Origin of the sequence: Bacteroides timonensis (assembly GCF_000513195.1) — a bacterium.
Lineage (GTDB): Bacteria > Bacteroidota > Bacteroidia > Bacteroidales > Bacteroidaceae > Bacteroides > Bacteroides timonensis.
Map to the genome: position 1 here is coordinate 181,563 of NZ_CBVI010000016.1, position 22,906 is coordinate 204,468.

Below are 22,906 nucleotides of genomic sequence, written 5' to 3' on the forward strand. Positions count from 1 at the left end.
CTTTAACTATAAATCAAGACTATGCTGGGAGTTGACAATGCCACCAGTGAAGTAGTCCATCACTTTTTACGGTCACTGACCGTAAAAGTGAGCAGGGCTACCGTATGCCGTTTGCTCGACAATCCGTTGGGCAACACGATGCAAGGTATCAGCGATGCCTTAGACGCACTTCATGTAAATAACGTAGTTTACCAACTTCAACCGAAGTATCTGGAGAAGTTGCACGGTCCGTTTATCACCCAATTGGAAACAAGCCATTCCATATTCTGCCTTGTCGAAAAGATAGAACCGGACCGGCTCATCATCACGACTGCCGAGGTCAGCCACATGCCCATAAGCAGAAAGCTATTTGCGCACCAGTGGACAGGAACTGTCCTATTTGGCGAGACAACTTCGAAAACAGTCTGTGAATCTCACTGCTTGCTTAGCAATATTCATTATATGTGCCGGCAACATAGGATACTGATTGCGGGAATTATATCGGTCCTCTTAGTTTTTTCTTCAATCTGGAGTAGAAACTACCCCACAGGATTACCACTTTATCTTTCCGCGCTGGTCTGTGGTATTCTCATCTCTACTATCATTCTATACAAAGAAATGGTAGATAATCACTTTCTACACCGATTCTGCCACATAGGGAAAGTTATAGATTGTAATGAGGTACTCAAATCCAAAGGTGCAAATATTGCAGGAATAGGTATTGGAGAATTATCGTGGATGTATTTCACAACCATGTTCTTTTTCACAGCTGTCTGCCCAAAGGAATTCCATCTTCTGGCAGCCCTGTCTGTTTTCATTGCAATTGCATTCACTTTATACTCCATCGTATATCAGATATTCTTTATTCGTAAAGCGTGCCTGTTTTGCATGCTCACCACCTTCTCGGTCTGGCTGACTGCCGTGGCGCTTTATATCATAAGGAATAACTTTGAATGGAGGTTTTCAATACGGATTCTCTTTTCAATGATTGCAGTCAGCACTATCTGCATAATTTTCTGGATACAGGCTAAAGCACTTGTTTCTTCGGACAAAGAGAAACACTTTCTGAAAAACAAGCTATCCGGTCTGCTCAATCCGATCACTTTTCAGAAACTCCTGGCTTTGAAACCTAAAGTCAGAACGATGATCCACCCGGATATAGCTCTGCATAACTCTGCCGATAGCACAAAAGACAGGTTAATGGTAGTGGTAAACCCCAATTGTAAAGCGTGTGCCAAAGTACATCACCATATCCGGGAAATATCAGCAGACATATCCATCTCACTGGTTATCTATACAAACGACCGCCTGGGCGCACATATAGCACAAACCATTCTCAGCGCTTACCTCTCAGAAGGCTGGGACAAAGCTACTTACTTGCTGGAAGTATGGTTTGAAGTTCAAGAGATACCTGATGTAGAGAGATACAATATTAACGATGTTGCACAACTGCTTTGGAGACAACAACAAGAGTACTGCGAACGGAATAACATCAGTCATACTCCGTCAGTTGTCATCAACGGACATTATATGCCAAGCGTTTATCAATTGGAAGAGTTGAAATACTTGCTAACGCCTGCCACCGATAAATAAAGGGAACAGGTCCTATAAATTTAGCTGCCGTGTCAGATAGCGGCGGCTAAATTTACACTTATAAAGGAAGACAGCTTTCAAATACATAAAAGACACAACATCGATTTTTTTACGTTCAGAACGACAGCATATCCACATTTTAAGTAACACACATCAGTTTCTAAATTTACATTCCAGAGTATTCTACGAATAAATAGAGCATAAAGATACCCCATTATTGCATATACTTGCAGATTAGAAAGCTCTTTATGCAGAAAAGGGTTACTACTTACGGTCAATAAGGTTACTACTTATAGGCAAAAGGGTTACTACTTACGGGTAAAAAGGTTACTACTTATAGGTAGCGGACCTATTTGTATCATAACTTTCACCTATTAGTGTACTTTTTAAGGTACTTTGAGTTCTATAATAAATGTAAGCATTTCGATATCACACTATCAACCTGGCATTTGCTTATTTTTACTTCCATATTTCCGCCACAATGAGCAACCGTACAGGAATAAAGCATTCTCAGCTAATTAAAAACACAAAATGACAAAATGCAATTATTTCAATAGTATTCTCAAAATAGGTGCAATTAAATTAGTCATATTTCTAAAAAAAAGATACTTTTGCATTTAACCAACCTTACAACGACCAAAATGAAACGAACATTCTATATCATAATATGGCTGCTAGGATTTCTTTCATCCACTTCATGTACTCAACGCCACCAATCTTACGCCTTGTTGGTACAAACAGATTCAGTGATGGAAGAGTATCCGGACAGCGCCTTGCACATACTGGAAAGTATAGAACCACAACGACTGGGCACGCAGGCGGCCCAAGCTTACTATGCTTTATTGCTGACACAAGCAAGAGACAAAAATTATATCGTGCAAACTGATGATTCACTGATACGGATCGCAGTACAGTATTACGATTCTGTTGGGGATATACCTATGCAGGCTAAAGCTCATTATTACAAAGGGTGCATATATAGGGATGCAAATTTGTGCGGAGAAGCAGTTCAGGAATATCTGACAGCAATTCCACTTGCCAAAAAGGCCGGAAACCCAAAACTACAGGGATTAATATACAATCATGCAGGCTACCTGTATTACCTGCAAGACCTATTAGAGCAAGCTGACTCCATCTATCAGTTAACCGAGCAACTAGCAATACAGCAAAATGACACAAGCCTTTGGGCAGAAGCACTGTCATTTCAAGGAAAGATAAATATAAAAAGAGGAATATTATATTACCCCAAAGCGGAAAAAAAATTATTGAAGGCACTTGATATGACAAATACGCCCAATTATAAACGGTTACAGGCAGATATAGCTGCCGCACTCAGCTCATTATACAATAGTATGGAACTAAATAAAAAAGCCATTCACTATGCCAAACTAAATATATCGTTGCGAAGCGACACCGCACAGCATTATAGAGCCTTTCTGCTTTTAGGTGACGCTTATTTTAAAGCCGGACAATATGATTCCGCTACTATATACATCAATAAAAGCCTATCGAGCACAGGATATGGCACCAAAGCCAGCGCCTATATGCGTCTGGCAGAGATAGCCAAAGTGCAAGGAGATTTGGACAGATCACTGGCGCTGACAGAGAAGTATACGCTCTACCTGGATAGTCTGCATTTGTCAAAACAAAGCAACGACATCCTTATGGCAGAAAAAGAGGTAGCAAAACAGCAATATACCAACAACTTAGGTCAGCAAAGCAACAAACTGTATATTTTAATAGTGGTCAGTGTTCTGCTCATCTGTATCATCGGAATTGTCTATGCCGTACTAATAAGAAGAAGCCAACAAAAGGCACAGCACATTGAGCAAAAACAATCTATTTTGGAGAAAGAGCAACAAGACTTGCAACAGAAGTACATACAACTTAAAAAAGAACTCACCCAAAAAGAAGCTGAAATAACCTCCCTACAAAAGGATATTAACCAGCAGCATAACAATGAAGAGAAAAAGAAAAAGCTACAACAAGAACTTGATGCTTTAACGAGAGAACGAAGCGCGTTGGCAAAAGAAGCTCTTGAACATTCAGAGGTTTACTCAAAAGTAGAAAGGATTATTAACTCTTACAAAAAATACGATAAATCAGAAGAACAGTTAAACGATGACGACTGGCAGCGTTTCATTGTTGAAACCGACATACGTTGGGATAAAGCCATCACCCGACTGAGAATTCAGTGTGAATTGGAGAAAGAAGAAATACACCTGTGTTGTCTTCTTTTGACTGATTTTCCAATTGCCCACTTAGAATACATAATAGGGCAAACGCGAAATACGATCTACAGAAAAGAAAAAGAAATCCTAAAAAAGGCAGGCTGCCCATCGGGTACAAACAAGCTAAAAGTATTTCTTAAAAACTATTAAATCGAGCACTCTTAAGGGGAATATAAGCGTAAAATGCATCATATAAAGCGAAATGATACACTTTTGATACACTCTATCAGGATAAAAGCCCGCTATATTTGTAGCAAACAATATCTAATAAACGATATATATGAAAAAGCTATTATTCCTTTTAATCGCATTTCTTGCTTGGGGAACTTCCGCATATTCCCAAGAGTTTATTAAAGGCATGGAAATTAGTCTTTATAAGGATATAAAAGAAGACCATGATACAAATCCGGAAGATGCTCCTAAAACGCGCAGCATTATTATACAACCCGCGCATGCATACTTATATAATAAAGTAATATCCATATCTTTTAAAGAGATGATATCGACAGTTACTATCAGGATTCTTAAAGAATCTACCGGTGAAACTGTTTATTCACAAGAATATATGAGTCCGACAGAAGTCTCTATTGACTTAAATATGCAAAATTCAGATGTATACTACATCGAAATTATTTCAGATAAAACCTCTTTAAAAGGCAAATTTACACTTTAAGTATTAAAGAAGAAATATTATGTTGGGAGTTGACAACACCGGTGGAATACTTTATCACTATTTGCGTGTTTTGCACGTAAAAGTGAGCAAGGTGACCGTACGCTGCTTGCTCGACAATCCGTTGGGCAACAGCATGCGGGGTATCAGCGATGCACTGGATATACTCCATATCAATAATGCGGTATATCAGCTCCCTGCAGAATATCTCGACAAATTAGAAAGTCCGCTTATAGCTGTAACCAATGACAATGATTCACCCTTTTGTCTGGTAGAAAAGATGGAGAAAGGTCATGTTATCATCACTACGCCCCACACCCGGCATATAAGAGTAAGCAAACAACAATTCTTACAGAAGTGGACAGGTGGAGTCTTAGTCGGCGAGATTACAGAGAAAACTATTCAAGAGAAAAATTACCGATTAAAGAATGTTGGAGAGTGGATTAGGCAATATCAACTTTTGCTAGCAGGCATAGTTACTATATTCCTTATATTATATCATGCAAGCAGGAACTACTCATCAGGAGTGACTCTCTACTTGCTGACACTATGCGCAGGGGTTCTTGTTTCTGCTGCTATTCTTTATAAAGAAACCATCAACCATCAGTTCCTACATAGTTTTTGCCACATTGGTAAAGTTATAGATTGTAATGAAGTGCTTCACTCTAAAGGATCACGTATTATCGGCGTAGGATTAGGTGAATTATCATTGTTCTATTTCAGCACTTTATTGCTATTCTGCCTTTTACGTCCGTACGATTTCTTTTATATCAGTACATTATGCAGTATTATTGCAATAGGATTCACAATTTACTCCATCATCTATCAACTCTTTATAATTCACAAAGGATGTATGCTTTGCATGATTATCAATCTAATAGTATGGGGTAACTGCATTACCTTGTACTTACTAAAAGCTTATTATAATAAAGTAATTTCTTTCCAGGCAATACTTCTCATTTTTGCTATCAGTTGTATCTATCTGGTTATCTGGACACAACTAAAGAAATTACTAAAATATAATGAAGAAAGGAAACAACTTAAAGATCATTTTGCAGACTTGCTTAGCCCAGAAGCTTTTCAAGCCCTCCTAACCCTAAAACCACAGATTAGAAAAACTCCTCAACCTAACATAGTTTTACATAACAATATAACAGGTGAAAATCAATTGCTATTTGTTACTAATCCCAATTGCAAGAATTGCGCAAAAGCACATTCACAATTTCAAAAAATAGCCAATGAACAACCTATTTGTTTAGTGCTATTAACTTTTCCCGGTGATAATACAGGCAAACAGATTGCACTAACAATTATTGCAACCTATCTTACAGAAGGTTGGGAAAAGGCTATGAAAGCATTGTCTGAATGGTTTAGTACACATCATATAGAAGATATCCCTAATAATATTACGGATGAGACGCAGGATATATGGAAACAGCAACAATTGTATTGCTTGCAGCAGCAAATCAATAAGACACCTACCATCATCGTAAACAAACATTATTTACCATATATATATCAGATAGAAAATTTAAAGTATGTATTAACATAAAGATATTGTTTTGCAAAACAGAAGTCAATAGGGTGATACTTAAAGCTTCCTACTGTTAACATTATTATTCACCTTAATTCTTATAGAAATATGAAGAATTTTGAAAATTTTGAAGCGTTCAAACTGAACAAGGTGCAGATGAATGCTATCGCTGGTGGTACGATTTATTGCTACAATGGTTCTGACGCCAGCAAAGAAGCCTACTTTGAAAACTTAACAATGGAAGAAGCTCAAAAAGGAGCTGATGCAGCCATTGGTAAAGGTGCTGTTTGCGAAGAATTAATCAAGTAGAAAGCATTAGGGGTTCTTATATTAAATAAGAACCCCTATAAAAAATCGTACAAAAACCATGAAGGTACTTTTATATGCATCTTGTCTAATTAGTTTGTTTCTAACTCTTTTCTCATTGACAGAAGAAAAGAACATTGAAATCATTATTCATCTTGACAATGATATGACAGAAGAAGAACAAAAGGTATACCTTTGGTCTTTCTGTTCTTGGGTATCTGGGTCAGAAAAAGCCATTTGGGATTCAGCAAGCATAAAAAAGGGGCAAAAAACAGTAAAACTTCAAGGGTATTCACCCTATGAAAACTATTTCAAGATTTGTTTCTCAAAAAACGGACCACAAGGATTATATGTATATGCGCTTCCGAATGATACTGTAGAATTATACTTTTCCTCAAATGATAAAGAAGTATTGTGGAAAAATGCTTGCAAAGGAAATTATCACAATATAGTTACTGACTTCGAGAAAGGAAGCAGAAGATATTGGATAAAAAAAAATGAATCTTGTGAAGATAGCATTTCATATTACAGCCATCTATTAATAGATCGCTATATTAACGAAATACACACATCTGAGCATCCACTGATAGCAAAAGGAAGTTGGGTTATGTTGCAAATGTTTTTCAAGGATTCATTATCAAGGGATAGTCTTCAATCATTAAGAGAATACGTTGCACGAAAATTTCCAAATTACCTACCAGCAGCACTTACATACAAGAATGCTCCTACATTAAGCGAACGTACAAAGAGTACCCAGAAACGGCTAGACGAGATTTCAAAGCAGAGGAATATTTATGAAAAAAGAAAACAAAGCACTCAAATAGGGAGCAGAATAACACTTCAATTACCATCACTAAATGGAGAATATATAGCGTTATCAGATTTAAGAAGTAAATACATTTTTGTAGATATTTGGGCAAGTTGGTGCAAACCATGTAGAGCACAAACTATTTATCTAAAAAAAGTATTGAATAAACATCAGAATAATATAAAAATATATGCAGTTTCCATTGATGCAAACCACAGTGCTTGGAAAAAAGCTATAGAACAAGATAAAACACAAGATTTTATTCATGTGATAGGTACAGACAATGACCGCAGGAATGTTCAATCAGTTGAAGTTTTGAACATCGAAAGAATCCCGCGAAACTTCTTATTAGATCGAAACTGTAAAATCATTGCAAAAGATTTGCTTGATGAACAACTCATGCAAACATTAGACAGTTTAGAAAGGCAATGAAATCTTTCCCTCGTTACATCCAGCACGACGCCATGGATTGTGGTCCCACCTGCCTCCGCATGGTAGCCGCTTTCTATGGTAAGCACTACTCATTGGAAGGATTGAGGGAAAAATCATTTATCACCCGCGAGGGCGTATCGATGCTCGGCATCAGCGAAGCTGCAGAAAAGACAGGTTTTCGCAGCATTTGCGTACAAGTGGGTTTTGAAAAACTCAAGGAAGCTCCTTTACCCTGCATCATACACTGGAACCAGCAACACTTTGTCGTGGTATATAAACTCACCGACAAGCATGTTTGGATAGCCGACCCCGGCGCGGGAAAGCTGAAATACACCAGAGAAGAATTCTGCAATTGCTGGCTGAGTTCCCGAAAGAACGAAGAAGACACAGGAGTAGCGTTATTGCTGGAACCCACTCCCGAATTTTATACGATAGAGGATGAGGCTGACAAAGTGAACCGCAAAGGCTTTAGTTTCCTCTACTCCTATCTTCGTCCGTATCGAGGGCTGGTAGGACAATTACTTTTAGGCCTGTTACTGGGCAGCATGATACAACTTATGCTACCCTTCCTCACACAATCTGTAGTAGACTTCGGCATCAACAACCAGAATCTTGGTTTTATCTATCTGGTACTGATTGCCCAGTTGATGCTGTCTTTCAGCAGCAGTGCCGTAGAGTTCATACGAGGATGGATACTGCTACACCTGGGTACTCGCATTAACATTGCCCTCATATCAGACTTCCTCATCAAACTGATGAAGATGCCCATCAACTACTTTGACAGCAAGATGACAGGAGACATCCTACAACGCATCAATGATCACAAGCGTATACAGGACTTTCTGACTGGAAGCAGTCTCAGCGTTATCTTCTCAGTGTTCAATATCATCATCTTCGGCATTGTGCTGCTGGTGTACAGTGGCATGATATTCCTTATCTTTATGGGAGGAAGTGCCCTGTACGTTGCATACGTCTGGTTATTCATGAAGAAGCGTGCCGAACTGGATCACAAGCGTTTTGCCCAGCAAAGTGCCAATCAAAGCACGGTAGTGCAACTGGTGAACGGTATGCAAGAAATAAAACTCAGTGCCTGCGAACAACAGAAACGCTGGAAATGGGAGCGAATACAAGCAAAGCTATTCAAAGTAAACATCAAAAGCCTTGCCCTACGACAGTATCAGGATTCGGGAGCAGTGTTGATTAATCAAAGCAAGAACCTACTGATAACCGCACTTGTGGCAAGTCTGGTAGTGAAAGGGGAAATGACGCTGGGTATGATGCTATCCGTGCAATACATCATCGGACAGTTGAACAGCCCGGTAAACGAGCTCATCGCTTTTGCACGCGATATGCAGGATGCACGCCTCAGCATGAACCGCCTCAGCGAAGTGCGTGACAAACCGGATGAAGAAGATCCCACGCGCGAACTGATACGGGAAATCCCGAAAGGAAAAGAAATAAGACTCCAGAACCTTAACTTCAAATATGATCCGCTAAGCGAATACCCAACGTTGGACAATGTAAGTCTGGTGATTCCACCAGGTAAACAAACTGCCATCGTAGGTATGAGTGGAAGCGGAAAGACAACACTCGTTAAATTACTGTTAGGATTCTACCCGCCCGCAAGCGGCGATATCTTCATCGGGGATACTCCACTGGGAAGTTATAGTATTCGCGAATGGCGCAAGCGGTGCGGCGTAGTAATGCAGGATGGTTTTATCTTCTCCGACAGCATAGCCGGAAATATTGCTCCGGGAGTGGAGCATATCGATAAGCAGCGATTGCGCCATGCCGCAGAAGTAGCAAATATACATAGCTTTATCAAGGAATTACCCTTGGGATACAATACCAAGATAGGACAAGAAGGTCATGGATTGAGCCAGGGACAGAAACAACGTATTCTCATAGCCCGCGCCGTATATAAAGACCCGGAATTTATCTTCTTTGATGAAGCAACCAATGCATTGGATGCCAATAATGAACGCACCATAATGAATAACCTGGAAACGTTCTTCAAAGGCAGAACATCCGTAGTAGTGGCGCATCGGTTGAGTACAGTGAGAAATGCAAACCAAATTATTGTAATAGAACAGGGAAGAATAGCAGAAACCGGAACACATGAGGAATTGATAGCTTTGGAAGGAAGATATTACAGGTTGGTAAAGAATCAACTGGAATTATGAAAAATGAAGAGAAAGACATAGAATTAAGGTGTGAGGAGGTGCAGGAGATATTGACACGCCCGCCACACGCATTAATCAGATGGGGAATAACTGTATTCTTCGGAGTGCTGGCATTACTCTTCATTGGAGGCTTATTCTTCAAATATCCGGATATCGTAAGCACAGAAATCACCATTACTACAGAGCATCCACCCGTATGGATCGTGGCAAGAGGAAGTGGAAAAATTCAGGAGGTATATCGCAAGGATCGTGAAGCCGTAAAAGCGGGGGATATCATAGCTGTACTGGAAAATCCTGCCATCACTGCCCATGTATTGGAACTGAAAGAAAGGATTACTTCCTTCATACTGACGGATAGTTGTATCTGCCAAGCCGTGTTTCCAGAGAAACCGGAACTCGGAAACATTCAGAATGCTTATGCCGCTTTCATCAAATGCCTGACAGATTATCGTAATTTTCTGTCGATAGACCTCTACGCCCAGAAAGAACAGGCTGCCTGCAAAGAGTTGCAAGAATATCAGAAATACATACGGCATCTGAATAAACAAGCTGAACTTGATGAAGAACAAGTACAGATAGCCTCCGCTACACATAGCCGGGAAAAGAAGCTCTTCGACAAAGGATTAATATCGAAAGCTGATTATGAAGAAGCGCAGCAAACTTACTTGAATCACAGGCAGGGACGCGAACAATTAATGACTTCACTCTCGTCCGCTAGAATTCAAGAAGCCCAATTGCAACAGAATATTGTAGAAATCCGTATGGAACGTAGTCGGGAAGCCAATACAATAAGTACTTCATTAAAATCTGCTCTAAATGATTTGCAGGTAAGCATCAGCGATTGGGAATTGGGATATCTCTTTATCAGCCCTTCCGGTGGTATATTATCTTACAATAATATTTGGCAGAAGAACCAGAATGTCAACACAGGAGATAAGGTGTTCTCTATTGTAGCTTCCTCTCCTGGTGACATCATAGGGAAAATAAAGTTACCCATCAGCGGATCGGGCAAAGTATCCCCCGGACAGAGAGTGAATATCAGCATGACAGGGTATCCATACATGGAATTCGGCTTCCTCACCGGGGAAATATTGTCCGTTTCACTGTTAGCGAGCGAAGACAATATGTATACTGCCACGGTAAGTCTGCCACAAAACTTACGCACCTCATACGGCAAGCAGCTGGACTTTAAGGGAGAACTATCCGGTACAGCAGAGGTCATGACGGATGAACGGAGCGTAACTGCACGTCTACTCAGTCCGCTCCGCTATCTGTGGGAGAAATATCTATAATAACCCTGCATTATGATATGGAAAGGAATAAAAGTGATTAACCTATCCGAAATATACAAAGCATAACCAATAGAAATTTAACAGATGCTCCGAATATTAGCAATATATATCGGACACGACACATCTATATATCGGACGTGTTGCATCTATATATCGGATGTGCAGTATCTATATATCCAACACCACCGATATATAGACGTTAAAGTCAACGGAATCGGACTTGCCTGAAATTACATTGCTTGTTGTGAATAAGAACAAGCAATGTAATCATTCTCAACATTACTTGTTCCGGATCACAACATTACTTGTTTTCAGATATTATTCAATACATTAAGTGTTCTTTTTCCTCCTGCAGTCTTTCAGTTTTTCCCAATCCCCCTGTTCATCGGTGTTTCAGCTGAAAGATACCTGAAGCAACTATAAGGCTGGAGGTTTCAGCCGTAATGCCGATGAACAGGGAATCCAGAGAGTTCTGAAAGAACGGAAAGAACATTTTCTCAAAAATAGCGGGTGTAGAATGATACTTTATTTCAACCAAGTCGCCCGCTTCCACAAATATTCCAGCGGCCCGTGCGCATGACGGCTCATCCACCACCGGCAGAAAGCGAGCTGCACGATGAAGAGCACTACTCCTACCAGAAAGCTGGCTGTTATACCCAACTGAGAGTGAAGCGCAAGCCCCCAATTATAGAACAACAACGAACCAATAATACTCTGGGTAATATAATTTGTAAGGCTCATCTTACCGTAAGGAGTAATCTTCATCAACCAGTCGTGCAGGTTTGTCCGATAGAAAGCAAAGATAACACCCGACACCAATATCAGCATAAATGCAAACTTGGACAGGGAAGTTATGATAAGTAACAAGGGGGTGAGAATAGACTTATTAGCAATGAAGTCCGGTAACATATTGCCCAATCCATACAGAGGGAAGAAAGCGATAAGAGCACCACAAAGTACCTTATTCCAGAACTTCAGATTCTCCTTCAGGAAAAGCCCCCGACGTCCTATCAACAAGCCGAACAGGAAAAGAGCGGCAGTCTGAAACACACGTCCATGATCCCAAGCCCATGCAAGACTGGCAATCTGCCCTTCCCACAAATTCACACGCAGGGTTTCAAGAAATGTACCGTGACTCTGCACCTGGAAAGCAGCTCCCCAGTAGCTACCAGTCGGAATAGAGGGAGTCACAAAAGAAGGGTCTACACAGGCATGTATCACATAATAAAGTGGTAATGGCTGTATCAGAAGCACACATGCCAGAATAAACAGCCATTTATCTTTTAGCCGGCAGGTAAGTGGTAAAATGAATCCGACTAAAGAATAGAGCACCAATACTTCAGCCGTGAAAAAGGCCGCATTTATATTACCAAGAATGAATAATAATATCAATCGCCAGCAGAAACGCAAACGAAAATCATTGCCACGCATACGCTGGTTATTATCCTGAATGAAGAAACTAAACCCAAAAAGCAGGGCAAACACAGCATAAGCCTTTCCTCCGAACATGAAAAAGAGTCCGTCCCAAATGGCTTTATCAGAAAAGTTGAGCCACGCGCTCTGAGTGCTCGTATCGGGAAATGAATAGAAATTAAAGTGTTCAATGGAGTGTAATACAATGATGCCCATAACGGCGAGTCCGCGCAGCACATCGGCTACGTCAATACGGGTGCGTTTTTCCAATTCCTGTACCATATTAGTATAAGTTCATTAGTAATCTGCTCTTTTTAATGTTAAAATCGCAAATATAGAACTTATTATCCACTTTTAGAGTCAAATTCCCAATTTCTTCCAGAATTGCCCGCCATCTTTGCAACATAATCAGCAATAGTCAAAGAAAACAATAATATTAGTAAACTCTAAAAAACAAGTAACTATGAAACTGAAAATGTATTTAGCCCTATTGGCGATGGGCATGTTAGGCCTGCAAGGTTGTAGCGATGATGATGACGATCTTCCAAACTTCAAAGTACCTGAAGCTGTACGCAATGCATTCGACAGTAGTTTCTCCAACGCCGCTAACCTGAGTTGGGAAACAAAAACCGTCTCACAAGGACAATTCTACAAAGCGGAATTCAACAACAAGAGCGACAACGGATATAAAACGGAAGCCTGGTATACGGCAGATGGCTCATGGTACATGACTGAAACTGAAATGCCATATAGCGATATTCCGCAAGCAATAAAGACTTCTTTTGAAAGCAGCGAATACGCTTCCTGGAAGAGAGATAATGAAGTGGAGCGCATTGAACGTGCCGGAACTGAAAAAGAGATCATCTACATCATAGAAGTGGAATCGGCACAGGATGTAGATATGGATCTGCATTATTCAGCAGACGGCATCCTCATTAAAGCCGTGAATGATGACGGTGATGGCGATAACGAATCATTGCTACCGGATGCCCCGTCGGGTACGGTTACTGCCGTAACGGAATTCATACAGAAGAATTATCCCAATGCCCGCATTATTGAGATTGAACAGGAAAAAGGTATGATCGAAGTGGACATCATACATGAAAACCGAAGCAAAGAAGTATTGTTCAACACAGGCTATGAATGGATTTCAACCTCATGGGATGTATATGTACTCCCGATTAAAGTGACAGAAGCCATTAATGCGTCACAATATAGCGGTTATGTAGTGGATGATGCCGAATATGTTGAAACTCCTACCGGAAACTACTACTGGATAGAATTGGAGCAAGGCGAAAAGGAAGTGAAAGTAAAGATCAACGAAAACGGGGAGTTTATCTGATAAGCCCATTAAGTTATAAATGAAAGAAGAGACTGCTCAACTGCCTCTTCTTTCATTTATAGAATAATACATGATTAATTGCCGGAAGAATTTAATGCTTTCAATAACTCACCTTTCACCGTATCCGTTCCCGGAAAACCTACTGACCGGTACGTTTGTTTCCCTTCACGGTCGAGCACCAGATAAGTAGGTACGCCACGGACTTCGAATTTATCACAAATAGCTGCCCACTGAGCATTGGTCAACCGGTAATGCTCACCATGAATATCGGGTATCATATTGTTCCATGTTGTCTCCGGAGAATTTTCACCGGCAATAAAGACATACACGATATCTTTATCTATCAACTCCTCCTTCATGGGTTTCATCATCTTCATAGCCATCTTACAAGGTCCGCACCAGGTGGCCCAGAAATCAACAAGCACTACTTTACCCTTGAACGGATCGACAATGGCTTCAAAAAGGGCATCGTCCTTCACATCTTCGGGCAGAGTACGAACCATGAAACTGCGTTTCTTCTTATTTTCTTCTATCTTCTGAAGCAGTTCTGTATTCATTGCAGTCAATTGGTTCAGGAAATAGGGATTCTCAATCGTACGTAATGTAGCAAAATCGTCTTCAGACAAAGGCATAAAATCTTCCAGTTTTGAAGCACATTGCATTGCTGTCTGCACATCATGATAGATACCTTTACCTCCTATTACCTCTCCAACCGCCTTCTGATTAGCTTCCAAAGCCACCTTGCCACACTCCTGAAAGAGGTTGTCATACTTATCTCTCAGCACCCTCATTATAGAAGCATCCTGCGACGAAGGATTATCACGGTATTTCTTCATTGCTTCCTTATCCTCCGGACTTACCTTGGATGAGTCAAGCAGGTAATCAAAGATACCGACGGTCTTTACAGACGGCAAATGGATATATGCGGTATTCCTTACCATACCGGAATAATTGAAGCAATACACAGACTTGGGTGAATTGATGTAATCCAGTTTACTTAAAAAGTCAAAATAACCATCTGACGGTTCTTTTGAGAAATACTCCTTACCGGCATCACGCAACGACAGTCCTTTTTGCTGAGCATAAGCCTGCAATAGCTGATAATCATATCCACATAACAGTCCATACAATGCATCTTTATTCAGCACCGTCAACAATTCCGCATAAGCCGCACTTATTTTCTTATTGGCACGAATCACATTGTTCGCTTCTTCATATTTCCGCATGCAATATGCTTTGTACTGATCCGGAGTCATGTCATATAAGTCTTTCAGCTCAACAGAACAAAGAGGAATTTCCAGTCCGGAATTCATCTCCGTATTCAATCCTGCATTCAGTCCTTCAAAATAAACCTTCTTCCCTTCAGCCTTCGTATCTTTCTGTAAACGACTGGAAGCACGCGTCATTTCACGAAGATTTACGGTAACCTTGGTTTCTCCACCCGGAGACAACAAAAAAGAGACAACAGATCCACCCACACTTAAATAGGCGACAGAAGGATGTGAAACTGATATTTGCGTATGGAAATTTCCCGCTTCATCCAATTCTAACTCTGTATTCTTTTGTCCATAGGCAGATAAGAAATCAGCAGAATGCAATTCAGCTTTCATCCGGAATGAAGGCTTATAATCCAAAATACGACCACTAATGATAGCTGTTCCCTCTTTGATTTCAGGAGCCGGCAAAGCTACAGCAGTCATTTTTCCTGCCTTCTCTAAACCTTTAGGCAATTGGAGCTTAGGCAACTTTCCGGTCAGGCTGATACCGAAAAGATTAAAATCTCTCTCACCTTCCCCTTCCACAAAATCGAATGATTTTACAGATGGCGGCAAAGGTGGAAATATCAAAGAGAAAGAGGCCTCTCCGGATTCTGGCATCCAAAATTCCTGTCCCAACTCAATACCTACTCCCTGCCGCACCTGATAACGTTCACCATTATCTGCCACCAGACAGGTAGCAGGGGCAATACGTATCCAGTACTTTGGAGTAAATTTTGCATCCACATCAATCACGGTAGCTGTATCCGATAAATGAACGGCAGCTATCTCAATGGTTTCCGTTGCCTTTGCTATAAACGGAGGGAAATTAATCGTCTTCTGTGCATTTAATGCACTCCAGGACAAAAGACAAAATAAGAATAGTAGTTTTTTCATTAGACTCATTCTTAAATTGATACTATCGCAAAGCTTCCACTTCTTCCGGAGTCAATGGTATCTTCTTGCCTAAGCGGCGGGCACCGGTTTCTGTAATAAGATAATCTTCTTCATTGCGGATACCACCGAAGTCACGATATTCTTCCACTTTGTCATAATTGATAAAGTCAGTGAATTTCTTACCTTCTTTCCACATATCAATCAATTCGGGAATGAAGTAGATACCCGGCTCAACAGTATGTACAAAGCCCGGTTCCAAAGGAATAGCAAGACGTTGAGACTTACGTCCGAACTGTGTGCTCTTGGGTTGACCGTCATAGCCTACCCACACTTCGCCCAGATTTTCCATATCATGCACATCCAGTCCCATCATGTGTCCCAGACCGTGGGGATAGAACAATGCATGGGCACCTTCGCGCACTGCATCATCCGCATTTCCTTTCATCAGACCCAGTCCTTTCAAACCTTCTACCATTACGCGGGCAGATAAGTCGTACACTTCCATATAAGGAATACCCGGACGGAGAGCCTTTACAGATTCCAGATGCATAGCATTCTGAATTTCGTAAACGGCACGTTGCTTCGAAGTAAACGTTTTATCGGCAGGTACAGTAGACGACATATCGCCACAATAGCCTGATGGAAGTTCTGCACCGGCATCGATCAGGAACAAGTCACCCGATTTAATTCTATTACCATGATAATGATTATGCAAAGTCTGTCCGCTGATTGTGGCAATTGTAGGGAAAGAAAGTTCGCAATTATTCATTTCAGCTACACGGTTCATCTCTGCCACAACTTCATATTCGTACATACCCGGCCGAATCACTTCCATAGCCTTGATATGCATGTCGGCAGTCACATCACATGCCCTTTCTATCTCTGCAATCTCTTCGGCAGATTTATAATTACGCTGTGCCACCACCGCACGGATAAACGGCACGGAACCTTCCTGACGTGCAGGCGGAATACCCAGCCAATCCATGAGTTTCAACTTATGTTCGGGACGGTAAGGCGGAAGATAATGCACCGTCTGACCTTTTTGTACGGCTTTGTGCAGATAGCTGATAATCCCGGCGGAAGGAAGCGTCTCCCGAATGCCTACCCGTTCACTCTTCTCTTTCAGAGTCGGCTGCGTACCCATCCATACAATATGATCGATAGTCAGTTCGTCTCCGAAAATGATTTCTTTGTCCTCATCGATGTCAATGATAGCGGAAAGTCCGGCAAACGACAAGCCGAAATAGTAGAGGAAAGTAGAATCCTGACGATAACGGAAAGCATTATCTTCATAATTCAGTCCTTGTTCGTCATTTCCCAAGAATAGTAACACTCCGGAGCCAATATTTTTTTTCAGCAGGGCTCTGCGCTGCACATAAGTTTCTTTATCAAACATAACGTTGCAATTTTTTAAGTTGATACGCACAAAGATAATGCAAACCGAAAGCAGCACAAAATAAGCTTGCCTATTTTTTATTGCTGATGTACAGCTTATCTTCGCTTTTAGCAAAGATAATGTAAATTAGGCGCCAATCTTTCATGCTTGCATGAAAAACTTATGCCGAGAACATTTCGCGTTCCCGAACTATTCACTATTTTTGCAAAAAGTGTGAAGATAAGTTGCGCCTCGGCATAAAAAATGAACGAGTTCATTTTATTCTGTCTCGGTTTGCATTATCTTTGCGGCGAGTAAAAGAAAAGAATAAGTATGGCACAAGGTTCCAGACAAGTACAAACTCAAGCGCAGCAACAGGTACAAACACTGTCGCCCCAGCAGATTCTGGTAGTGAAGCTACTGGAATTGCCCGCTGTAGAACTGGAAGACCGTATACATGCGGAACTTCTGGAAAATCCGGCTCTGGAAGAAGGAAAGGAAGATACGGCAAGTGACGACTTTTCTGATAATTCCGATACGGAAGGTTCCGCAGAAGACAACGGAGCCAACGAATATGATTCATTAAGCGACTATCTGAGCGAAGACGATATCCCCGACTACAAATTGCAGGAAAACAACCGTAGCAAAGGTGAACAGGCCGAAGAAATTCCTTTCTCCGACGCCACTTCTTTTTACGAAACCCTGAAGGAGCAGCTAAGCGAACGTGACTTGACCGAGCACCAACGTGAACTGGCGGAATATCTGATCGGATCATTGGATGACGATGGCCTGTTACGTAAGTCTCTGGATAGCATCTGTGATGAACTCGCCATCTATGCCGGCATCGAATGTACCCAGGAAGAATTGGAAGAGGCACTGAAGATCATCCAGGACTTTGATCCCGCCGGACTCGGTGCACGCAACCTACAAGAATGCCTGCTCATTCAGATTCATCGCAAGATAGAGCAACAGCACTTCACCCCGAACCCTCTACTTTATATAGAAGAAGCGATCATCTCCGAATGTTACGAAGAATTTACCCGTAAGCATTGGGACAAGATACAGCAGAAGCTCGGACTGGAAGAAGATGCTTTTGAACAGGCTATCAAAGAGATCTGCAAACTCAATCCGCGTCCGGGTGCCTCCCTGGGTGAAGCCATCGGCCGGAACATGCAACAGATCATCCCCGACTTCATTGTAGATACATACGACGACGGCACCATCAACCTGGCTCTGAACAACCGGAACGTTCCGGAACTGCGTATGAGCCGTGACTTCACCGAGATGGTGGAAGAACATACCAAAAACAGGGCTAACCAATCGAAAGAGTCGAAAGAAGCCATGATGTTCCTGAAGCAAAAGATGGATTCAGCACAAGGCTTTATTGATGCCGTGAAGCAGCGCCAGAATACATTAATGACTACCATGCAAGCCATTATCGACCTGCAACGCCCGTTCTTCCTCGAAGGAGACGAATCATTGCTGCGCCCTATGATATTGAAGGATGTTGCCGAACGTACCGGACTGGACATTTCAACCATCTCCCGCGTCAGCAACAGCAAATATGTGCAAACCAACTATGGCATCTATTCACTGAAATTCTTCTTCAGTGATGGATACGTCACCGAAGACGGTGAGGAAATGTCTGTACGTGAGATTCGTAAGATATTGAAAGAATGCATTGACAATGAAGATAAAAAGAAACCTTATACGGATGATGAACTGACAGATATACTGAAAGAAAAAGGATATCCTATAGCACGCCGCACGGTAGCCAAGTACAGGCAACAGTTGAACATACCGGTGGCAAGGCTGAGGAGGTGATGGGAGTGATAAGGTGGTAAGGTGATAAAGTGGTAGTAATTTCAATCGTATATCGTACATCGTAAAATCGTACATTAAAATGGAAGAACAACATATTGTAGCAGACAGGACCTTAATCCGGACAGCCCGGGTGATATCGGCTATATTCACGCCGTTTTCCATCCCGTTCCTGGCGTTTCTGATTCTGTTCCTTTTCTCGTACCTGCGCATCATGCCTATACAGTATAAGCTGATTGTGCTGGGAGTAGTGTACTGCTTCACTATTCTTATGCCTACGCTCACCATCTTCCTGTTCCGTAAAATCAACGGTTTCAGTCCCGAAGACTTGGGTGAACGTAAGCGGCGCTTTATGCCATTCCTGCTTACTATTACTTCATACGTATTCTGCCTGGTGATGATGCACCGCCTGAATATCCCTTGGTACATGACGGGGATTATTCTTGCTGCATTGATCATGATGGTTATCTGCATTGTTGTCAATCTGAAATGGAAGTTAAGCGAGCACATGGCAGGTGTAGGGGCTATTGTAGGAGGGCTGGTATCTTTCAGTGCCTTGTTCGGATACAATCCGGTATGGTGGCTATGTCTGTTTATCCTGATTGCAGGTGTCCTGGGCACAGCACGTATTATTTTACAGCATCATACATTGGGAGAGGTACTGGTAGGTTTTGCCGTAGGATTAATTTGCTCCTTATTGGTGCTTCATCCACTGAGTAATATCCTGTTCCGTGTTTTCTTATTTTAAGCTGTAAAGAACAGAATGTTATTTCAGCCATATGAATAGACTTATAGTATTAACCTTTAAAAATAATGATCATGAATTTCCCAGAAAATGTAAAGTACACCAAAGAACACGAGTGGATACGCCTTGAAGGCGATGTAGCTTATGTAGGTATCACCGATTACGCTCAGGCACAATTGGGCGATATCGTATTCGTAGATATCCAGGCAGAGGGCGAAACATTGGCAGCCGACGAAGTATTCGGGACCATTGAAGTAGTGAAAACCATTTCGGATCTTTTCTTGCCCGTAGGCGGAGAAATCCTGGAGCAAAACGAGGCTCTTGCCGACCAACCGGAACTGGTAAACAAAGATCCGTACGGTGAAGGCTGGCTCATCAAAATGAAGCCGGATGATGATGCAGATTTCGATTCATTACTGGATGCTGCTGCCTACAAAGCGTTGATTAACGATTAACTATTAGTGATTAGTGATTAGCAAATTGATATTGAGAAGTTTGCTAATCACTAATCACTAAACACTAATAACTAAATAATTATGTCTCCATTAGTAAGCATCATCATGGGCAGCACCTCCGACCTTCCTGTTATGGAAAAGGCCGCTCAACTGCTGAATGATTTACACGTACCGTTCGAAATGAACGCCCTTTCTGCACACCGCACTCCGGAAGCAGTAGAGGATTTTGCAAAGAACGCCCGCGGACGTGGCGTTAAAGTGATAATCGCAGCCGCCGGCATGGCCGCCGCTCTACCCGGAGTCATCGCAGCCAACACCACACTGCCTGTTATCGGAGTTCCCATTAAAGGTTCTGTTTTGGATGGCGTAGATGCACTCTATTCGATTATCCAGATGCCTCCCGGAATCCCCGTAGCCACAGTTGCCATCAATGGTGCCATGAATGCTGCCATTCTTGCTATACAAATGCTGGCTTTGAGCGATGCCGACCTCGCTGAAACCTTTGCAGCCTACAAAGAAGGGCTGAAAAAGAAAATCGTAAAGGCGAACGAGGAACTGAAAGAAGTGAAGTACGAGTACAAAGTTAATTAATAATTCTTCATTCTTAATTCATCATTTACATCGTGGATTTATTCAACTATTCCCGTCGGGAAACATCAGAAGTAAATATTGGAGCCACCCCTATGGGCGGCTCCAATCCTATACGCATACAGAGTATGACAAATACCGCTACGCAGGATACGGAAGCTTGCGTGGCACAGGCCAAACGAATCGTGGATGCCGGGGGCGAATATGTACGTCTTACGGCCCAGGGCATCAAGGAAGCGGAAAACCTGATGAACATCAATGCCGCCCTGCGCGGGGACGGATATATGGTGCCACTCGTTGCCGACATTCATTTCAACCCCAAAGTAGCGGATGTGGCAGCACAGTATGTAGAGAAGGTACGCATCAACCCGGGCAATTACGTGGATGCTGCACGTACTTTTAAGCATCTGGAATATACGGATGAGGAGTATGCACAAGAGTTGCAGAAGATACGCGACCGTTTTGTACCGTTCCTGAACATCTGCAAGGAGAATCATACAGCCATCCGCATCGGTGTGAACCACGGTTCACTGTCCGACCGCATCATGTCCCGCTACGGCGATACACCGGAAGGTATGGTAGAGTCGTGCATGGAATTCCTGCGCATCTGCGTGGAACAGAACTTTACGGACGTTGTCATCTCCATCAAAGCCTCCAACACTGTGGTGATGGTGAAGACGGTGCGCCTGCTGGTAGCCGTGATGGAAAAGGAAGGAATGCAATTCCCCTTGCACCTCGGCGTTACGGAAGCAGGAGACGGTGAAGACGGACGTATTAAATCCGCTTTAGGTATCGGTGCTCTACTGGCGGACGGACTGGGCGACACCATCCGCGTTTCACTGAGCGAAGCCCCCGAAGCCGAGATACCTGTGGCCCGCAAACTGGTGGATTATATCATTCAACGTCAGAATCATCCCTACCTGCCGGGAGCGGAAGCAACCGAATTCAGCTACCTCTCCCCCACCCGTCGCAAGACGGAAGCCGTGCACAACATAGGCGGAGAGAATGTGCCCGTAGTCGTTGCCGTACGTCTGAACGGCAAGATGGAGTTCAACCCGCAGTTTATGCCGGACTACGTCTACACCGGACAACAAGTGCCCGCACTGCAACCGGAAGGCATGCAATACATTATAGATGCCGATGCCTGGAAAGGTGAAGCCAATTCCTGGCCTGCCTTCAAGGGCGACCAGTTGTATTTCCTCAGCAATTGCAGCTCCTCCTTAAAGTTCCTGTTCATGACCTATATGGGACTGAATGATGAAGCCATCGCCTGCCTGAAATATCATCCCGAAGTTGTGCTGATTGCTCAGAGCAACCACCCTAACCGCTTGGGAGAGCAACGTGCCTTGGTGCATCAGATGATGAAGGAAGGATTAAGAAACCCGGTAGTCTTCTTCCAACACTACAACGAAACGGATATGGAAAACCTGCAAATCAAGTCTGCCGCTGATATGGGTGCCCTTATCTTCGACGGCCTGTGCGACGGTATCTGCCTCTATAACCTGGAAGACAGAATGCTGCACGACCAGAAGGATGTGATTAGTGGTAAAGCCATAGATGCCACCGCCTTCGGCATCCTACAGGCAGGACGCGTGCGTACCAGCAAGACGGAATTCATCTCCTGCCCCGGTTGCGGACGGACATTGTTCGACCTTCAAAGCACGATAGCTCGCGTAAAAGCCGCGACTTCACACCTGAAAGGGTTGAAGATCGGTATCATGGGGTGCATTGTCAATGGTCCCGGCGAAATGGCGGATGCCGATTACGGGTATGTAGGTGCCGGACGCGGAAAGGTCAGCCTGTACAAGAAGAAGGAATGCATCGAGAAGAACATCCCCGAAGAGGAAGCGGTAGAGAAACTGATAGAGCTGATTAAGGCAAATGGGGATTATGTTTCATCCCCCTCCTGAAGCTCCATCTCCTTCTTCAGATTCCTCCAATCCGTAGGCGACATCTCATACCGGGCCTTAAACCGGCGCAGGTAAG

The 22,906-nt window shown here is 42.5% G+C and carries 17 protein-coding genes; 14 read left to right on the plus strand and 3 right to left on the minus strand.

Translation table 11 applies throughout. The features are described from left to right. Positions 1 to 21 precede the first annotated feature (21 nt). From BN161_RS05750 to BN161_RS05785, 8 genes are all read left to right on the plus strand, one after another. Positions 22 to 1,572, plus strand: coding sequence for a vitamin K epoxide reductase family protein (locus tag BN161_RS05750; RefSeq protein ID WP_044263745.1), 1,551 nt, complete (start codon positions 22 to 24; stop codon positions 1,570 to 1,572). 749 nt (positions 1,573 to 2,321) lie between these two features. Then, a complete protein-coding gene (locus BN161_RS05755; protein WP_052356188.1) occupies positions 2,322 to 3,953 on the plus strand; it encodes a hypothetical protein in 1,632 nt (543 codons plus the stop codon). A gap of 130 nt (positions 3,954 to 4,083) precedes the next feature. Then, complete coding sequence (locus BN161_RS05760) at positions 4,084 to 4,476, plus strand: DUF3244 domain-containing protein (protein WP_044263748.1); 393 nt, start codon at positions 4,084 to 4,086, stop codon at positions 4,474 to 4,476. Between the two features lie 19 nt (positions 4,477 to 4,495). After that, positions 4,496 to 6,025: a vitamin K epoxide reductase family protein gene (locus BN161_RS05765; RefSeq protein WP_044263751.1), complete on the plus strand. Its 1,530-nt coding sequence runs from the start codon at positions 4,496 to 4,498 to the stop codon at positions 6,023 to 6,025. A 90-nt stretch (positions 6,026 to 6,115) separates the two neighbouring features. Then, positions 6,116 to 6,316 carry a hypothetical protein gene (locus BN161_RS05770; RefSeq protein ID WP_044263754.1) on the plus strand — a complete coding sequence of 67 codons (201 nt, stop codon included), beginning with the start codon at positions 6,116 to 6,118 and terminating at the stop codon, positions 6,314 to 6,316. 58 nt (positions 6,317 to 6,374) lie between these two features. Then, entirely contained in the window at positions 6,375 to 7,553 is a 1,179-nt protein-coding gene (locus tag BN161_RS05775) for a TlpA family protein disulfide reductase (RefSeq protein ID WP_044263758.1), read from the plus strand. Beyond that, the gene (locus tag BN161_RS05780) at positions 7,550 to 9,736 is read left to right on the plus strand and encodes a peptidase domain-containing ABC transporter (RefSeq protein ID WP_044263759.1); all 2,187 of its coding nucleotides are present in this window, start codon (positions 7,550 to 7,552) and stop codon (positions 9,734 to 9,736) included. The genes BN161_RS05775 and BN161_RS05780 overlap by 4 nt, the downstream gene beginning before the upstream one ends. After that, positions 9,733 to 11,028 carry an HlyD family secretion protein gene (locus tag BN161_RS05785; RefSeq protein ID WP_044263761.1) on the plus strand — a complete coding sequence of 432 codons (1,296 nt, stop codon included), beginning with the start codon at positions 9,733 to 9,735 and terminating at the stop codon, positions 11,026 to 11,028. The genes BN161_RS05780 and BN161_RS05785 overlap by 4 nt, the downstream gene beginning before the upstream one ends. A gap of 525 nt (positions 11,029 to 11,553) precedes the next feature. Here the strand turns inward: BN161_RS05785 and BN161_RS05790 are convergent. Next, on the minus strand, positions 11,554 to 12,723 hold the full coding sequence (locus BN161_RS05790; RefSeq protein WP_022209699.1) for a DUF418 domain-containing protein: 1,170 nt from the start codon (positions 12,721 to 12,723) through the stop codon (positions 11,554 to 11,556). Between the two features lie 181 nt (positions 12,724 to 12,904). Between BN161_RS05790 and BN161_RS05795 the strand changes: the two genes are divergently transcribed. Then, positions 12,905 to 13,783 carry a PepSY-like domain-containing protein gene (locus tag BN161_RS05795; protein ID WP_044263764.1) on the plus strand — a complete coding sequence of 293 codons (879 nt, stop codon included), beginning with the start codon at positions 12,905 to 12,907 and terminating at the stop codon, positions 13,781 to 13,783. Positions 13,784 to 13,857: 74 nt separating this feature from the next. Here the strand turns inward: BN161_RS05795 and BN161_RS05800 are convergent, their stop codons facing one another. Together BN161_RS05800 and BN161_RS05805 are read right to left on the minus strand one after the other, a co-directional pair. Next, the gene (locus BN161_RS05800) at positions 13,858 to 15,936 is read right to left on the minus strand and encodes a TlpA family protein disulfide reductase (RefSeq protein WP_244436422.1); all 2,079 of its coding nucleotides are present in this window, start codon (positions 15,934 to 15,936) and stop codon (positions 13,858 to 13,860) included. 22 nt (positions 15,937 to 15,958) lie between these two features. Continuing rightward, a complete protein-coding gene (locus BN161_RS05805) occupies positions 15,959 to 17,332 on the minus strand; it encodes an aminopeptidase P family protein (RefSeq protein WP_044263768.1) in 1,374 nt (457 codons plus the stop codon). A gap of 312 nt (positions 17,333 to 17,644) precedes the next feature. On the opposite strand from BN161_RS05805, the gene rpoN reads away from it, so the two are divergent. From rpoN to BN161_RS05830, 5 genes are all read left to right on the plus strand, one after another. Continuing rightward, the gene (rpoN, locus tag BN161_RS05810) at positions 17,645 to 19,135 is read left to right on the plus strand and encodes an RNA polymerase factor sigma-54 (RefSeq protein ID WP_044263770.1); all 1,491 of its coding nucleotides are present in this window, start codon (positions 17,645 to 17,647) and stop codon (positions 19,133 to 19,135) included. 79 nt (positions 19,136 to 19,214) lie between these two features. After that, positions 19,215 to 19,880 carry a membrane protein gene (locus BN161_RS05815; protein ID WP_044263772.1) on the plus strand — a complete coding sequence of 222 codons (666 nt, stop codon included), beginning with the start codon at positions 19,215 to 19,217 and terminating at the stop codon, positions 19,878 to 19,880. A gap of 71 nt (positions 19,881 to 19,951) precedes the next feature. After that, positions 19,952 to 20,332 carry a glycine cleavage system protein GcvH gene (gcvH, locus tag BN161_RS05820; protein ID WP_044263799.1) on the plus strand — a complete coding sequence of 127 codons (381 nt, stop codon included), beginning with the start codon at positions 19,952 to 19,954 and terminating at the stop codon, positions 20,330 to 20,332. 81 nt (positions 20,333 to 20,413) lie between these two features. Further along, positions 20,414 to 20,923 (plus strand): 5-(carboxyamino)imidazole ribonucleotide mutase, encoded by a 510-nt coding sequence (gene purE / locus BN161_RS05825; RefSeq protein ID WP_044263773.1) that lies wholly within the window; start codon positions 20,414 to 20,416, stop codon positions 20,921 to 20,923. Positions 20,924 to 20,955: 32 nt separating this feature from the next. Beyond that, on the plus strand, positions 20,956 to 22,830 hold the full coding sequence (locus BN161_RS05830; protein ID WP_074435096.1) for a 4-hydroxy-3-methylbut-2-en-1-yl diphosphate synthase: 1,875 nt from the start codon (positions 20,956 to 20,958) through the stop codon (positions 22,828 to 22,830). The last annotated feature ends 76 nt before the right edge of the window (positions 22,831 to 22,906 follow it).

What these genes read in the sequence shown, in the direction of transcription:
- BN161_RS05750 (WP_044263745.1), top strand. Translation starts at nt 22, where the DNA reads ATGCTGGGAGTTGACAATGCCACCAGTGAAGTAGTCCATCACTTTTTA.
- BN161_RS05755 (WP_052356188.1), top strand. Translation starts at nt 2,322, where the DNA reads ATGGAAGAGTATCCGGACAGCGCCTTGCACATACTGGAAAGTATAGAA.
- BN161_RS05760 (WP_044263748.1), top strand. Translation starts at nt 4,084, where the DNA reads ATGAAAAAGCTATTATTCCTTTTAATCGCATTTCTTGCTTGGGGAACT.
- BN161_RS05765 (WP_044263751.1), top strand. Translation starts at nt 4,496, where the DNA reads ATGTTGGGAGTTGACAACACCGGTGGAATACTTTATCACTATTTGCGT.
- BN161_RS05770 (WP_044263754.1), top strand. Translation starts at nt 6,116, where the DNA reads ATGAAGAATTTTGAAAATTTTGAAGCGTTCAAACTGAACAAGGTGCAG.
- BN161_RS05775 (WP_044263758.1), top strand. Translation starts at nt 6,375, where the DNA reads ATGAAGGTACTTTTATATGCATCTTGTCTAATTAGTTTGTTTCTAACT.
- BN161_RS05780 (WP_044263759.1), top strand. Translation starts at nt 7,550, where the DNA reads ATGAAATCTTTCCCTCGTTACATCCAGCACGACGCCATGGATTGTGGT.
- BN161_RS05785 (WP_044263761.1), top strand. Translation starts at nt 9,733, where the DNA reads ATGAAAAATGAAGAGAAAGACATAGAATTAAGGTGTGAGGAGGTGCAG.
- BN161_RS05790 (WP_022209699.1), bottom strand. Translation starts at nt 12,723, where the DNA reads ATGGTACAGGAATTGGAAAAACGCACCCGTATTGACGTAGCCGATGTG.
- BN161_RS05795 (WP_044263764.1), top strand. Translation starts at nt 12,905, where the DNA reads ATGAAACTGAAAATGTATTTAGCCCTATTGGCGATGGGCATGTTAGGC.
- BN161_RS05800 (WP_244436422.1), bottom strand. Translation starts at nt 15,936, where the DNA reads ATGAAAAAACTACTATTCTTATTTTGTCTTTTGTCCTGGAGTGCATTA.
- BN161_RS05805 (WP_044263768.1), bottom strand. Translation starts at nt 17,332, where the DNA reads ATGTTTGATAAAGAAACTTATGTGCAGCGCAGAGCCCTGCTGAAAAAA.
- rpoN (WP_044263770.1), top strand. Translation starts at nt 17,645, where the DNA reads ATGGCACAAGGTTCCAGACAAGTACAAACTCAAGCGCAGCAACAGGTA.
- BN161_RS05815 (WP_044263772.1), top strand. Translation starts at nt 19,215, where the DNA reads ATGGAAGAACAACATATTGTAGCAGACAGGACCTTAATCCGGACAGCC.
- gcvH (WP_044263799.1), top strand. Translation starts at nt 19,952, where the DNA reads ATGAATTTCCCAGAAAATGTAAAGTACACCAAAGAACACGAGTGGATA.
- purE (WP_044263773.1), top strand. Translation starts at nt 20,414, where the DNA reads ATGTCTCCATTAGTAAGCATCATCATGGGCAGCACCTCCGACCTTCCT.